The sequence below is a fragment of the Aestuariibaculum sp. M13 genome (genome assembly GCF_024723255.1).
Lineage (GTDB): Bacteria > Bacteroidota > Bacteroidia > Flavobacteriales > Flavobacteriaceae > Aestuariibaculum > Aestuariibaculum lutulentum.
On sequence record NZ_JANIAC010000001.1, the window covers coordinates 229,790 to 244,671 of the forward strand.

At 32.5% G+C, this 14,882-nt stretch carries 16 protein-coding genes and 1 pseudogene; 10 read left to right on the forward strand and 7 right to left on the reverse strand.

Annotation, left to right across the window (positions count from 1 at the left end):
* Position 1: 1 nt before the first annotated feature.
* The gene (locus NO995_RS00925; protein ID WP_258225908.1) at positions 2–607 is read right to left on the reverse strand and encodes a hypothetical protein; all 606 of its coding nucleotides are present in this window, start codon (positions 605–607) and stop codon (positions 2–4) included.
* A gap of 322 nt (positions 608–929) precedes the next feature.
* On the opposite strand from NO995_RS00925, the gene NO995_RS00930 reads away from it, so the two are divergent.
* Entirely contained in the window at positions 930–1,871 is a 942-nt protein-coding gene (locus NO995_RS00930; RefSeq protein ID WP_258225909.1) for a YiiX/YebB-like N1pC/P60 family cysteine hydrolase, read from the forward strand.
* A 1-nt stretch (position 1,872) separates the two neighbouring features.
* Here the strand turns inward: NO995_RS00930 and NO995_RS00935 are convergent.
* Positions 1,873–2,001 (reverse strand): annotated as a pseudogene (locus NO995_RS00935) (ATPase); the annotation flags it as partial.
* Positions 2,002–2,317: 316 nt separating this feature from the next.
* On the opposite strand from NO995_RS00935, the gene NO995_RS00940 reads away from it, so the two are divergent.
* The 9 genes from NO995_RS00940 to NO995_RS00980 all read left to right on the forward strand — a co-directional run bounded on the left by NO995_RS00940 (position 2,318) and on the right by NO995_RS00980 (position 10,148).
* Entirely contained in the window at positions 2,318–2,851 is a 534-nt protein-coding gene (locus NO995_RS00940) for a GIY-YIG nuclease family protein (protein WP_258225910.1), read from the forward strand.
* Between the two features lie 181 nt (positions 2,852–3,032).
* On the forward strand, positions 3,033–5,396 hold the full coding sequence (locus tag NO995_RS00945) for a zinc-ribbon domain-containing protein (RefSeq protein ID WP_258225911.1): 2,364 nt from the start codon (positions 3,033–3,035) through the stop codon (positions 5,394–5,396).
* 54 nt (positions 5,397–5,450) lie between these two features.
* Entirely contained in the window at positions 5,451–6,005 is a 555-nt protein-coding gene (locus NO995_RS00950; RefSeq protein WP_258225912.1) for a hypothetical protein, read from the forward strand.
* A 5-nt stretch (positions 6,006–6,010) separates the two neighbouring features.
* Positions 6,011–6,892, forward strand: coding sequence for a YDG/SRA domain-containing protein (locus NO995_RS00955; protein WP_258225913.1), 882 nt, complete (start codon positions 6,011–6,013; stop codon positions 6,890–6,892).
* 13 nt (positions 6,893–6,905) lie between these two features.
* Positions 6,906–7,271 (forward strand): (deoxy)nucleoside triphosphate pyrophosphohydrolase, encoded by a 366-nt coding sequence (locus tag NO995_RS00960; RefSeq protein WP_258225914.1) that lies wholly within the window; start codon positions 6,906–6,908, stop codon positions 7,269–7,271.
* Between the two features lie 13 nt (positions 7,272–7,284).
* The gene (locus NO995_RS00965; protein WP_258225915.1) at positions 7,285–7,821 is read left to right on the forward strand and encodes a hypothetical protein; all 537 of its coding nucleotides are present in this window, start codon (positions 7,285–7,287) and stop codon (positions 7,819–7,821) included.
* A 35-nt stretch (positions 7,822–7,856) separates the two neighbouring features.
* A complete protein-coding gene (locus NO995_RS00970) occupies positions 7,857–8,438 on the forward strand; it encodes a toxin-antitoxin system YwqK family antitoxin (protein WP_258225916.1) in 582 nt (193 codons plus the stop codon).
* A 73-nt stretch (positions 8,439–8,511) separates the two neighbouring features.
* Complete coding sequence (locus tag NO995_RS00975; RefSeq protein WP_258225917.1) at positions 8,512–9,435, forward strand: hypothetical protein; 924 nt, start codon at positions 8,512–8,514, stop codon at positions 9,433–9,435.
* A complete protein-coding gene (locus tag NO995_RS00980) occupies positions 9,435–10,148 on the forward strand; it encodes a hypothetical protein (protein WP_258225918.1) in 714 nt (237 codons plus the stop codon). Before NO995_RS00975 ends, NO995_RS00980 begins: the two co-directional genes overlap by 1 nt.
* A 28-nt stretch (positions 10,149–10,176) precedes the next feature.
* Here NO995_RS00980 and NO995_RS00985 read toward each other — a convergent pair whose 3' ends face one another.
* From NO995_RS00985 to NO995_RS01005, 5 genes are all read right to left on the reverse strand, one after another.
* Positions 10,177–10,920 carry an ATPase gene (locus NO995_RS00985; protein ID WP_258225919.1) on the reverse strand — a complete coding sequence of 248 codons (744 nt, stop codon included), beginning with the start codon at positions 10,918–10,920 and terminating at the stop codon, positions 10,177–10,179.
* A complete protein-coding gene (locus tag NO995_RS00990) occupies positions 10,917–11,645 on the reverse strand; it encodes a hypothetical protein (RefSeq protein ID WP_258225920.1) in 729 nt (242 codons plus the stop codon). The genes NO995_RS00985 and NO995_RS00990 overlap by 4 nt, the downstream gene beginning before the upstream one ends.
* 56 nt (positions 11,646–11,701) lie before the next feature.
* Complete coding sequence (locus NO995_RS00995; RefSeq protein ID WP_258225921.1) at positions 11,702–11,980, reverse strand: helix-turn-helix domain-containing protein; 279 nt, start codon at positions 11,978–11,980, stop codon at positions 11,702–11,704.
* Positions 11,981–12,602: 622 nt separating this feature from the next.
* A complete protein-coding gene (locus NO995_RS01000; protein ID WP_258225922.1) occupies positions 12,603–13,448 on the reverse strand; it encodes an RteC domain-containing protein in 846 nt (281 codons plus the stop codon).
* A gap of 134 nt (positions 13,449–13,582) precedes the next feature.
* A complete protein-coding gene (locus tag NO995_RS01005) occupies positions 13,583–14,848 on the reverse strand; it encodes a site-specific integrase (protein WP_258225923.1) in 1,266 nt (421 codons plus the stop codon).
* Positions 14,849–14,882: the final 34 nt, after the last annotated feature.

Genomic DNA, 14,882 nt, shown 5'->3' on the forward strand with positions numbered 1-14,882 from the left:
TTTATTTAAATTCGCTTATTATAAATTTCTCAAATCCTACAGATCGACTATCTGGAGCTGTATCGCGCATATAATACACCCCTGGTTCACTAGAAATTCTTAACTGTACTTTATCGTTATCATTTCTAATATAAAAATGTGATTTTGGGTCTGAGAAGGTGTTTCTTGGGATTTTTAATAAATAAAAGCCTTTACGCTTTGCTAAAATCAAATACATATCGGCTTTAAATTTTTCTTGAGGAATATCAAACCACCAGACTGGAGCTGCTGCATTTATACTCGAGAAAGATGTGTTTCGATGATTTAAAATTTCTGTTTTAAGATATTTATTAGAAATATTGACTGCCTCTGCCTTAGTAACCTTTCCTAAATTTAAATTGTTATTAATACTTATTTCAGAACTTGTTGGCTGTGAATCTATTTGTTGGTTTTGAGCAGTAGACTCTGTAAGATCCTCCTTTTCCAATACAGGAAGAACATCTTCTTCATCATATAATTCTTCAAAGCGTTTTAATTGACGTTTTGCATCTTTCAATTCTTCATCCTTAGAGTAAAGTCGAAATAAAAGAATTAAGGATAATATGCCCAGTATTACATTAACAATCATATCTTAAAAAAAGTAGTTTGTATTGATTTCATTAGATATTGTTTGTTATTCTGTTCATTAAGATTTGGAAGGCATTTAATTACTTAGAGTTATGAAATTTATTAAAATTTAAAGGAAAATACACATGAAAATCTGTTTAAAATTCAAATAATTTGAGCAACCTATACAGCCTTTGATATAAAATAAACACTTTAAGTATTAATAGTAAAACGGTTTACCGTAAAGTGTAGTTATTCACAGTACAAAATGATTCAAATCAAAATCTAACTTATTTTAATTATCTTTATGCAACTCCTCCTGAAGAACTTCAAAAAAGTTCGATATGTCAAAATATATTACCCCGTCTTCATTAAAAATAGGTGATGTTATTTTACATGAAGGTATAGGCTTCATCAGTGATTTTATAAAGTTTTTAGACAACTCCAATGTTAGTCATTCGGCTTTATACATAGGTAACGAAGAGGTTATAGAAGCTAAAGGGAGTGGTATAACTAAATACACATTGCAAGAAAGTTTACAAGATGCCCGCTGTGCTTATATTATGCGACTCAAAAAAAGACCTGATAATTTTTCTCCTGTTATTAAGCGTGCCAAATATTACATGGATCAAAATTATGCTTATGACAAAATGGTATTCTTGGTATTGTTAGGTTTGATACGAAAATCGAAGATAGAAAACTACACCTTATTATTTGGAAAAATTATAGACAATGCCACAGTTAGAGCTATAGAGTTTCTAACCAAAAACACAAAAACTTTGGTTTGTTCCGAACTGGTATATCGATCATACAATGAAGCCTTGAAAACACCAAACCATAAATTTAGTTTAGGTTTAGATGTAATAGCTCAGCGGAATAAGACACCTTTAGAAACTTGGGACTCTACAATATACGGTGATACAGATTCAAGTAATATTATGAGCACTCCTGAACTGACTTTAAAGTCTAAAAATGAACTGTTTGATTATTACAAAACCACTTTAAATTCGATTTACAAAACAGATTTTGATACAAACGACTTTCGAATTAGTAATTTTGAACAAGATATTACATCAATGGAATTTAAAGGATACGCTTCCCTTTTCAATAACTTTTTAACCGCTCAATATTACTTATCTAATCCAACGACTTCCGAGGACACATGCATTACACATGTTAAAGCTATAGATAACCTTAAAAGAACTGCTGAGGTTTTAGTTTCTCCTGGAGATCTATTTCTTAGAACTAAGAATCTGGAATGTATTGGCAAGATTAAGCCGTATTGATTTAATTTCGTTTATCAACACTTTCCCTTTTAAAGGCTATGAGATTGAACATGGAGGGCATTCTTGAACGCACACGCTCACCATATTTATCCTCGAGTTCCTGGGCATTGAGGTTTGTTGTGGCGTGAGTTAGATTTAGCTTCGATGAAATAACGTTTCTCAATATTTCCCACAAACCATGTTTGCTCCTCTTAATATCAAATGCTCGAAATGACATACTTCGTTTTATAGGAATGCGCTTGCAAATATGTTTTATGGAACTAAATGGAGCCATAAGTGAACACCGCTTTACCTGCGTTCACGTGATTTGAATTGAAACTATGCATAAGATTTGGTTTACTATGGTATTAATTGTAAGAATTATAATTACATTTAACAAAGTAAATATGACATATAAATGTTATTGTGTTACCCTATTGTTGACATTAATTAACCCTAAATCGTAAATGAATAGAAATTCAGTAAAGGAAATAAGACAAAAAAATATTGAAATAACTAATTCCCCTATTGTCTATTATTGGTGGTTTAAAACTGATATTTTTAATCAGTTACTGAATAAATTGAATTCTGAAATTGATTTAAACAAAATCAAAAGAAATCAATTTAATGGCATTGAATACGGACTTTTATATGTTGGACAAGCGAAAAAAGGTCACGATAGACTTGTTAAATACCATATGTTAGACTCAAACAATTTTCACCTAAAAGGTGTTGAAAACGGATTTTTATCTTCTTTGAGGACAACACTCTGCGGACTTTTAGAATTACCAATGACCTTGAGTAAAAACAAGATTGATGAATTCATTGATGAAAATTGTATCGTGGAATGGGAAAATAGTTCACTCGAAGAATTAAATCAGTTAGAAAAGAAACGAATTCAAGATAATTACTTACCATTGAATTACCAGCATACAAAGGGAATTTTAAGTAAAAACCATAGAAAAATATTGAGTGAATCAAAAAAACTAATGAGAAAATAACTAATGTCGAGATATCTAAACTACAATTACTATGTATTCGACTATTTCCGAGTCTGCAAAGAATTGTTAACGACTGCGGTAAACCTAAAAAAAGTAAACTTAACTGATTACTGACGGATATATGTGGCGTTAGTGACATTTGACATATATTTATCCAAAAACAAAATCCATTCGATCCAAAATGCTACACTCTGAAAAAAGCTTAGCTGAAACGAATCCAGAATTGGCTGATCAATGGCATCCAACAAAGAATGGAGGGCTTAGCCCCTTTGATGTTTCTCCCCGTTCCTCAATGGCAGTTTGGTGGAAATGCCCTAAAGGTGATGACCATGAATGGAAAACTAGAATTACTCATAGAAATAATGGTGTTGGTTGTCCCATATGCTCAAATAGGAAAATAGTTAAATCTAATTCTTTAGCGACTTTAAACCCTAATTTGGCAAAAGAGTGGCACCCTACAAAAAATGATAATTTGACTCCTTATGACGTGGGCATAGGCTCAAGTACAAAAGTTTGGTGGAAATGCTCTAAAGGTGAAGACCATGAGTGGAAGACTACTGTTGTGCATAGAACTAACGGTAAAGGCTGCCCGATTTGCTCCGGACATAAAGTAGCAAAGTCAACCTCCTTAGCTACACTAAAACCTGATCTAGCTAGAGAGTGGCATCCAACGAAGAATGGCAACTTGAGCCCATATGATGTAAGCCCTGGCTCAAGTAAAAAAGTTTGGTGGGTATGTCCTAAAGGAGAAGGCCATGAATGGGAAGCAATGGTTAATAATAGAACGAAGGGAAGCGGTTGTGCTGTTTGTGTAAATCAAACTGTAGTAGATTCAAATTGTTTGGAAAATGTTGATCCTGAATTAGCAAAACAATGGCATCCTACTAAAAATGGGAATCTAAAACCAAAAGATATTACATTTGGTTCCACCAAAAAAGTTTGGTGGCAATGTCCTAAAGGAAAAAATCATGAATGGAAAACTTCACCTAGCCGTAGAAGACTTGGTACTGGTTGCCCTTTTTGTACAAATCCATCCTCTACTCCAGAATTAAGAATACTGTCGGAACTTAGAAGCATATTTCCAAAAGTAGACCATAGAGTTATTATTGATGGTTTTGAGGTCGACATATACATTCCAGAATTAAAAGTAGGCATCGAATATGATGGTAAATTTTGGCACATAAATAAACAAAAACAAGATTTAAGAAAAAATAATGCACTTAGGGGTAAGATTAAACTAATTAGAGTGCGAGATAAAGGTTTGACCACTTTAACAGAGGATGACATTCAACAAAAAACAACAAACATAACCATTGAGACGATAAAAAGTATTCTTGTAAAGATTTGCAAACTGAGTATAATTGAATCAACTGAAATTTCAAATAAAATAAATAATTACCATAAAATTAAAAGTTGGGTTGCATCAAAAGGCTTTAGAAAACTACATGCTGCAAAAGATCATATTGCTTTTGAAGATTCTATTGAATATTTATATCCTGAAATAGCGAAACAGTGGCACCACGATAAAAACGAGCCATTATTACCAAAATACTTCCTACCTGGATCGAACAAAAAAGTTTGGTGGAAATGTTCTGAAGGAAACGACCATGAGTGGGAGTCTCAAATAGCTGATCGTTGCCTTAATAATACTGGCTGTGCAATTTGTTCAAATAAAAAAATTGTAACTTCTAATTGTCTTGCTACCTTAAATCCTGAATTAGCAAAACAATGGCATCCTTCAAAAAACGGAAATATTACACCTTATGATGTCGGTGTGGGTTCAAATAAAAAAGCTTGGTGGAAATGTCCAAAGGGTGATGACCATGAATGGAGAACTTCAGTTGTCCATAGATCAGAACGAAATCAGAATTGTCCAATTTGTTCAAATAAAAAAATTATAACCTCCAATTGTCTTGCTACTTTAAATCCTGAATTAGCAAAGCAATGGCATCCCACAAAAAACGAAAACCTTACTCCCTACAATGTAGGGGTTGGTTCAAATAAAAAAGCTTGGTGGAAATGCCCCGAAGGAGATGACCATGTGTGGCAATCGATAATTATTAACAGACATAAAGGTAGTGGATGCCCTGTATGCTCAAATCAAAAAATTGTTAAATCGAACTCATTGGCAACTACTAATCCTGATTTGGCTAAAGAATGGCATCCCTCGAAAAATGGTGATTTAACACCTTCTAATGTGAGTATTGGGTCGGGGAAAAAAGTTTGGTGGAAATGCTCAAAAAGTAATGAACATGAATGGCAATCCGTTATTAAGAACAGAAAGCGCGGTGATGACTGTCCGATATGTTCAAATCATCAAGTTATTAAATCAAATAGCTTAGAAACTCTATTTCCTGAATTAGCAGACCAATGGCACCCAACTAAAAATATACCTTTACTTCCAGGTCAAGTTACACCTGGTTCTAACAAAACAGTTTGGTGGACAAATAATAATGGCCATGATTGGCAGGAAAAAATATTTGAACGAGTTAAAAAGACGCAAAAACAAAATAATCCAGACCAATTATCTTTGTTTGGCAAATAGGATTGTAATAATTAAACATAAAAGCTAATAACCAACAATTGTAATCAATACCATATGATAAAGACCATATTTGACCCTGAATTTGAAATAACATCTGATGATTATGAATTTAATTATCAAGAAGCATTAACTGAAAAGTTAGATGCTACAACTGAAAACTTCAACCAAGAAATATTAAATGAAATCGTTTTATGGAAGGTTAACAGGTATGCAGAATTTGATGAGGAGTTAATCAATAAAATCAACACCATAGATATTAATGACACAGAACTCAATATTGAAAAAACAAAAGAAATTTTAAAAGGGCTTTTAAAAACCAATGGGGTTCAACTAGCAATGGCATCAACAATACTTCGATATAAAAACCCTAATATTTATCAGATTATTGATCAACGTGTTTATCGCATAATTTATGAAAACCAAACTCTTGATCTAAACACCTACCCTTCTGAGAAAAACTTAAATTTCCAAATTGATTTATATCTAAAATATCTTTCCGATTTGAAAAACGTTTGTCTTGATTTAAAAATTCCATTTGATAAATCTGATAGAATTTTATTTATGGCAGACAAAAGACTAAATAAAACCGAAAAACTAAAAAACTATTAATAACTATGGCTAGACCTATTATTTTCGGAGAGATAGAAGGTTTCGAAGAAGGCTATTTATTTAAAGATAGAAAAGAAATGATGCCTAATAGTTTTCACCGTGTTTGGAGTCGTGGCATTGATAGTGATAAGGATGAAGGTGCTTCTGCTGTAGTTTTATCTGGAGAATATAAAGATGAGGATAATGCTGATGCTATTATATACACAGGCGCCGGAGGAAGAGATAAAAAAGGAAAACAAATTAAAGACCAAGATTGGTTTCATAATGACAATATTGGTTTAATGTTGAGTTGTGATTTAGGTAAACCTGTTCGTGTTATAATTGGGCATAAACACAAATCACCACTATCTCCTAAATCTGGATATGTTTATGCTGGTTTGTATTATGTTGACAGTTATTGGAATAAAATTGAGACATTTGATGACAAGGAGTTTAAGATGTGTAAGTTTAAGCTTATCTACATCGGTAATAACAAAAATAGATCTACACCAGAACAGATTCAATTAGATCATAGTATTCGTGATAAAAAGCGAGTACAAAACACTGTTATGCGTTTAGTAAGAGATTCTCAAATTTCTCTAAAAGTAAAAGAACTTTATGATTTTAAGTGTCAAGTTTGTGGAATTGCCATTGAAACAAAAAGTGGGTTCTATGCCGAGGGTGCTCACATAAAAGCCCTTGGAAAACCACATAATGGTGATGATAGTTTATCAAACCTAATTTGTCTGTGTCCCAATCATCATGTTATGTTTGATAAAGGAGTATTTTCAATAATGGACAACTATGAACTTATCGGTGTTGAAAAGGGACAATTAACAGTGGATGACAAACACAAAATCGACAAAGATAATTTGAAATACCACAGATCGTGTCATGGATATAATTAAAGTTGTTTGTGGCTTGATTTTCAAAGATGACCTAGTATTTATTTGTCGGAGAAAAGAAGGTAAATCTTTATCCGGATACTGGGAATTTCCTGGAGGAAAAATTGAAGAAAATGAGACTGATCAAGTTGCCTTAACAAGGGAGTTGTTGGAAGAACTTGACATGAAAGTTTTAGTTAAAGATTTTATTGGCCAATCTCATTATGATTATGGTAGTTTTAAAATTGAACTTATCGGGTATGCCTGTACTCTAGTTGAATACCAAGGAAAGCTAACTGATCATGATGCCTTTGAATGGGTTTCTATTGAAGATTTAAGCAGTTATAAACTGGCTCCTGCAGACATTCCCTTTCTTAAAATGATAAACCCTGAAAACATATAACCTCCCCAAACCTATGAATGAGAACTACATTATTGTTGAAAATGCTACCGAAAGGCATTTAGAAGATATCTTAATGAATTTAGCCAATTTATATGCAGATACAGCATTTGTTAATGGCATTCAACTTTACAGAAAAAAGGACACTTATGATTCCTTCTTAATTTTATTTACAAACCAACCTGATTTTGAAAGATTCAATTATTTTGTGAATTATATAAAGTATCCAGAGGGATACGATAGTTTTTCTCCTCTTTTAAGAGGATATTATCAGATATCTGATATTGAAAGAGACTTCGAATTTAAAACTGGAGATTGGATTATGGTGTATGTATCTAAACATGACACGGAATATGATAACGTAAGTCTGGTAAATATTAGAAATGAAAATTTCCTTTACGATTTTGGTGGCAAAGTAAAAAAACTAGGCTCGCAAGAAGAACTATTTAACCTGATACCATTTGACAAAAATGACTATCATCACCTTATAGATATTATACCGAGTAAAACAATCGAAACTATGGAACAAAAACCGTGGTGGAAATTCTGGTAAGAAATATTTAAATACAATTACAATCGCTTTATAAAATGATAAGACAACTTTCAGCTATAATATTTCTCCTAATTTTTAATTCTTGTTCTACTTCAAAACAAGTAAGTCCCCCGTCTACTTCCCAAGGACAACTCAATGGGATAACTAAAGAGTTTTATGAGGATGGCGGATTAAAACTTGAATGGAATTATAAAGACAATGAACTAAATGGTATTTCTAAAGAATATCATAAAGATGGCACCTACTCTGAATGGAATTACAATTCCGGACAACTTATAGAGGGTAAAGCCTATTACAGTAGTGGTAAACTGTTTGAAGAATACACCTTTAAAGATGGCATAAGAAATGGACCTGCAATTAGATACTATGAAACCGGAGAAAAAGACACGGTTTGGGAGTTTAATAAAGGCGTTTTAGTTAGTGGAATTGCATATTATCCCACTGGAGAGAGAAAAATAGTTTTCAACTATAAAAATGGTATTCCTGAAGGTATCTCTACTGAATATTACCAAAACGGTAAAAAGAAAATAGAATGGAAATATTCTAATGGTCAGTTAAAAGGAGAATCCATTGAATATTTTGAAAACGGTAACGTAAAAAGAATTTTAAATTATTAAAAACTCTATTTCAACAAACTCAATTACAATATTAATCCAATAATAAGACCCAAATACCTATAACCCCTAAATAATGAAAAAACATTTTATTTTAATTTTATTACTTACACTGATTTCTAAAGCACATGCACAATCAACAGATTTCGCTAAAAAAACTAATATACCTGGCACAAGAGTCTATTTAGAAGTTCCTGAAGGGTTTAAAATATCAAAAGCGATGACAGGTATTGAAAAAAATGAAACTGTTGGTATTGCGGTAATGGATTTAATTGGAGGAAACTATTATACAAATGCTGCAACATTTACAAAAAGTAACTGGGAAAGTAGAGGCGCCACGGTTATATCTTTCAAGGAACATCATGTTGGAGAATTCCCAGCAAAAACCGTACATATAGAAACAATTGACAATGAAGGTTATGCATTAGTTTTTGGAGACACTACTTTTTCTGCCATGGTTATGGGTATGCTAGCTCCTGGAGATTCTGAATCGCTAAAACAAATTGAAACTTGTCTTCAATCCATCTCATACAATAAAACATTAAAAATTGACCCTTTAGAATTTGCGAAATTTGAGCTTAACACCCAAAATAGCACTTACAAATTTGCTAAATCTTCTGCGAGTATGTTTATCTATTCTGTTGATGGCATAGTTAAAGACTCTTATGATGATGACCCTATGTTTATGGTTAATCAAATGCCCTACGATGCGGCACAAATGACTGCTAAAAGTATTGCCCAGGAGATGCTACTAAGTCAAAAACAACGCGGACTAACCTATGACAAATTAGAAGAAGAATCGACAGAAAGCATTAAAGCTTATAGTTCCTATGAGACTCACTTAAAAGGCACATTAAATGGCAGAGAAGTATTAATGTATTTGTCTGTAGTGGCTAAAGGAGAGAACTCCTTTGTTTGTATTGGCCTGGCCAAAGGAGATTATGAAAATCAATTGAAGGAATTCAAAAATTTAGGTCGATCTATTAAACTAAAATATTAATGAATTTAAAATATTACATAGTATTTACACTATCTACTACCCTATTAATTGGTTATTCAAAATCTAACAAGAAGAAAAAAGACACCCTTGAAATAATAAAAACAGAACACCTTAAAACCGAAGATAGCTTATTACTGGATGATGCTAAAGGAGAAAACTCAATTAAGACCATTGTTAACACAGATAGTATTCAACTAACCACGTTGATAAGAAAAGCTTATGAATGGCATATGGATAAATATCTACCTGACTTCCCATACCTAGATGACACAGAAACTGATACCATTTTCACAGGAATTGACTGGGAGGTTTATAATAAAAATATTGAATTACTTAAAAGTACAAATTACTTCACGAATGAGTTTTTATCACATCACAAATCTATTGCCACAACTATAGATAGATCTATTAAAACCGCAAGTATTGAGTGGAGGCATAAATTTGATATTAGTATATGGGATTCTGAAGCTGATGATTGGTGTTATTGTCAGGACCATCCAGACAACTATTGGGAAACTCTAATTATCGATCAACTGAACATAGAAAATAATTTTGCCAGCTTTAATTTAAATTGGAAAATGTTTGATGACTATTCATCAATGGAATATAAAGTAACAGCAAGAAAGGTAGATGGTCTTTGGAAAATAAACTCACTAGAAGGATATAAAGCCTATAAGACGTTTGAGGACTATGAAAAAATAATGAATGATTAATATTGAATAAAAAATCCTTTAAATCTTTTTATTTTCTTTTATCTAGACTTTCTCTTTTAAATGCTATAAGATTAAACATTGAACGCATTCTTGAACGAACACGTTCTCCGTACTTTTCTTCGAGCTCCTGTGCGTTGAGGTTTGTTGTGGCGTGGGTTTTATTTCTCGTTACTCTTACCTCGACTGCGCTCGGGATGACATTATGAGGATAACTGTTTTGAAATGACGATATAGAATTTATATCATAACGCGATAAAAGGATCTCCCCCATGACGTTGCAGTCGGCGCCAAAATGTTTCCCGGTTGCTTCTACTCCGAGATCGTCAAAACAATAACTTTGATTATCTGAATAGTCTTCAATGATTTTATGACCAAGATTATTGAAACCAAATACAATGTTTCTTGCCGGAATAATTTTATAAGGCTTTTTGTAAGGCGCAATACAAGGTAATAGTTTCATTAAAGTTGTTTTACCGCACCCCACCGGACCTGATAGCATGATTCCTTTTTCGATATCTAAACCTAAGTGTTCACAATAGCTTTTATCCTGGATATAATAGGTTACTAATTTAAGTAATACTTCATGGTCTTCTTCATAAATTTTAAACTGGCGGCCGAATAACAATTTCCCCTTGGCCTCCAGGTAGATTAAGATTTTTTGGAAATCGTAGCTAATGACTTTGCCTTTTAATTCCCCTAATTCGTAAGACACAGCTCCCTCGGTAATGATGTGCGGCTGTTTTGGATTGAAATTTGAACAGAATGAACTCATAGTGGTTGATTGTAGTTTTTGTTGCGTATGGTATGTAGGTGGTTGTCTTGAATTTGAGACAGTTGTTTTTCGTTTGTCTTTTCGATTTCGAACTCTTTTGTTTTAAGCATCCATTTTTGAGCCATAGCCTGCCAATCTTCTATTGGTGTTTTGTTATTCAATTTCCATCCGATGGCCTGATAGTGATTAAAAAATTTTAGAGCATCTGTTTCAGATCCGTTTTCAGTTTTAAAAAATTCAATTACTTCATTTTTCACCGGGAGCGCTTGGTTTCCCTCCCCGTTTATATTATTTTTAATTGTTTTATTACGTTTATCTTTAGATACCAGCTCTTGTTTTACAGTTGTATCTAGTTTGGGACGGTATTGGGACAATGGAGGTTTGCAAGTTGTATCGAAATTGAGCATCTTGACTTTAGAGCCTTTAAAAGGGTTATTGGAAGGCATATAAACAATGTATTTCCATAGACTTAACTCTTTAATCACCCGGTGATAGGTAGCTTTAGAACCTATCTTAGAAAGCTGCATAATTTCCTCCCTATTGATATGAAAGGTTTTTGGGAAATGGAGATAGTTCCAGAATTTAAAAAGGGCCATGTACATGCTTATATGCGTTGGATTCAACCGACTGTCTTTTACAAATTGATCTTGTACCCCATTTAGGTGATTGATATAATTTACATTTTGCATAGGAATGAAACGAATAATAAACCATGCTAGGCACATTTTGTACCCAGCAATGGTTAACGTTGGTAATGAGCAACAAACACCAACTTATGCTCTTATTGAGGTTGATTCATCTGATTATTTTCAAGCATTTTGTTGATCTGCTCGGCATTGTAATAAATAACACTTCCGAACTTTGTGTATGGTAAGGTTCCATTAATACGCAGGTTTTGTAATGTACCCGGAGATATACCTAATAGCTTACGAACTTCGGAAGATTTAATCCATTTTTTAGGCTTTGCAGATTCTGGGTTTTGCATTAGGTTTTGAATGTCGCTGAGTAATTCGGTTTTAAACTCATTTAGATCATCAAGGGTAAGTATTTTTATACTCATAAATATTGGGTTAAGGTTAATTCTTAGGGTTTTATTGCTATTAAAATCTGTTGCGAAACATTAATTTGATATTCTATGTTTCAGGTTTCCTCATAAGTTTTTTTATTAAAAGGTTAACATTGATATTATTTTAGTTGATTTGACTTTCGGTTACAAATGTGCGAAGTCATTTTGAGAAATTCTAACAAGCAATAACAAGTTGGGAGTATTGATAATCAATCACATAGTATGTGATTTTAATACAAAATGATAAAAAAAGTTATATTTTATAACTCCTTTGATAATTAAAAATATAACAAAATTTATACTTACTGCAAACATGTTTTCAAACAAACCTGTTACCCAAGTTGGGTGTTCATTGGTAACTAAAATTCATTCTAAAACTCTATAAAGCAAGACCTTAAAATAGGCCAAAATTAAAAGTTATGGAAAAGTGCTATTTTGGAAATCACATAGTCTGTGATTTTAAAAGTAAAAATGTTTACAAATGCCTAATTAGTTGACTAAAAGACACTTTTTTTATGCAATTTGTATTGAAAAAAATTTAAAATATTTTCAGTTGAATTAAAATTAATCCCTCAATCTTCAACTAAACACTTAAGAAAAGACTCCAGTCTGAAGATTATTTACGTGTATTAAGAGACTTTTCAATTTTGTTCTCTAAAGTTTCTTTGAGCATATCGATAAACTTTGTTTTTTGAGATCTAGCTTGTAAGTCGAAGTAAACTCTGGAGTAATCGTCTATTTTCACATTAAAAGAAAGATTAAAAAATGAAGCTATTTCCTTTAGAGTAGCGTTACCGTTATTAATAGCATTGGTGCCTTGAATGGCATAAATAAGCTCAACCAGATCACTTTTATTGGCTGTCCAATTCAAAGTACTCATGGAGTTTTCAGCCGTTGAATACTGTTCTTTATTTAAAACTGACATTTCTTGCTTTACATTAAGTATTATACTCTCATAAGCCATTAATGTTGCTAATACCGTATCATGACTAGTTGAGAACTCCGCATCAGTACAAAAATATGCTGCATCTGGGTATAATCTTAAATCGGTTTCCTTTCTTGTAAAATATTGCTCGTCCAGAAACTTAGAGTCCATTCGATAATAATTGTAGAATTCTATTTTAGAATCGATATAATTCTGGAGCTTATCTATATAGGATTTATAATATTTTAAAACCACTTTATTAGAATTGATAGGCTTTTTAACTTCAAGACGGTACAACTCCGAATTAGTAATGACCTTGCTTAAAACATATGGTTTGGTTTTCTTGAAAAAATAGATTTCATCTTCCATACTCCAAGAAGGCGTATCAATGAATAGCTCCTTTAACTCCTGTAGTGCTTCATAAGACACCTTAAAACAATTTTCCAGCTTTTGAATAGTATCGTCATTAAAATTTTCTATAATTTCTAACTCCTGCCTCAAATCGAGTACAATTTGCTTAAGTAATTTTTTACTCATAAATTTTAGTAGGTTAAGTATTAATTTAAATGTGTTGTACCTAAATTTAAGAAACAAAAACCTACCAAAACCTATGATTTTGTATGAAAATTCCGTTTATTCGCTAAGCATCAAGAAACTGCATACCAATTACATTATTTAGCCGACGTTTGACTTGCCGTGTTACTTACTTGCTTTTTAATTTCTAAATGTTGCCTTAATACACCCATATCTTGACTTAGTTTTTCTTCTAAAACACGAGCATAGATTTGAGTAGTTGCTATTTTAGTGTGCCCTAATAACTTTGACACCGTCTCAATTGGCACACCGTTACTCAAGGTTATAGTTGTTGCGAAGGTATGCCTCGCCATATGAAATGTGAGATTCTTTTTAATACCACAAGCTAAAGCAACTTCTTTTAAATAGAAATTAACTTTCTCATTGGTCATTATTGGGAATAAAGTCCCTGACTTTTCGGCTAATGGGTGATCTACATACTTATTAATTAATGTTTCTGCCTGAAATAATAAAGGAACTTTTACCTTAGTTTTTGTCTTTTGACGGTTAGTAACAATCCAGTTTCCCCCATCCATACCTTTGACTAAATTGTCTTCTGTAAGTTGCATGATATCAATATAACTAATACCGGTGTAGCAACTAAACACAAACAAATCTCTAACACGCTCTAAGCGCTCAACCATAAATGGATACGTTTCTAAATTAGACAATTCGTTTTCTGAAAGGAATTCTCGTTCCTTCTTTTCATAAACTGGTTTCCATCTTACAAATGGATCTCTTTCCAACCATTCTATATTATAAGCAAGAGTGACTATCTTTCTAAATCTTTGAATATGCTTCATTACCGTATTATTTGACATACGGCGTGAATGGTTCTCTGGCCAATACGCTGCTAAAAAGCTTTCGAAATCACAAAGGAATTTATAATCGAGCTGTTTGATATAGATATCGGTTGTTCCTCGCTTATCTAATAGGAATTTTTTAATATAGCTTTCTGTGATTCGGAAATTTTTAATGGTTCCTGAAGTTAGCGTATTCTTTATTTTATTGGAATGGTACATTAATAGTTCCTGAAGCGTTTTATTAGTTTCGCTTTCTCCAGTGAAAATACTCTTGATTAATTGAACGGTGATAAGCTCTCCTTTGTACTTTAGATCTTGGTATATCTGGAACAACCTTGTGTAGGTTTGATCTATTAACTGATTGGCTAACTTAGCATCACTAGTATTTCCCTTAGCTCGTTTTTTACTTCCATCCCAAAGATGAACTTGAAGTTTATGCTTTAAACTAATGTTTAAACGCTTGCCATTAACTGTTATCCTTGCATAAATTAATGCTTCCCCATTAATTGCGCGTGAAGACTGTAACCAAAAAAGAATTGAAAATGTGTTTTGAACTTGCATAGCTATCAATATTTAAATTATTAAACATGAAAGT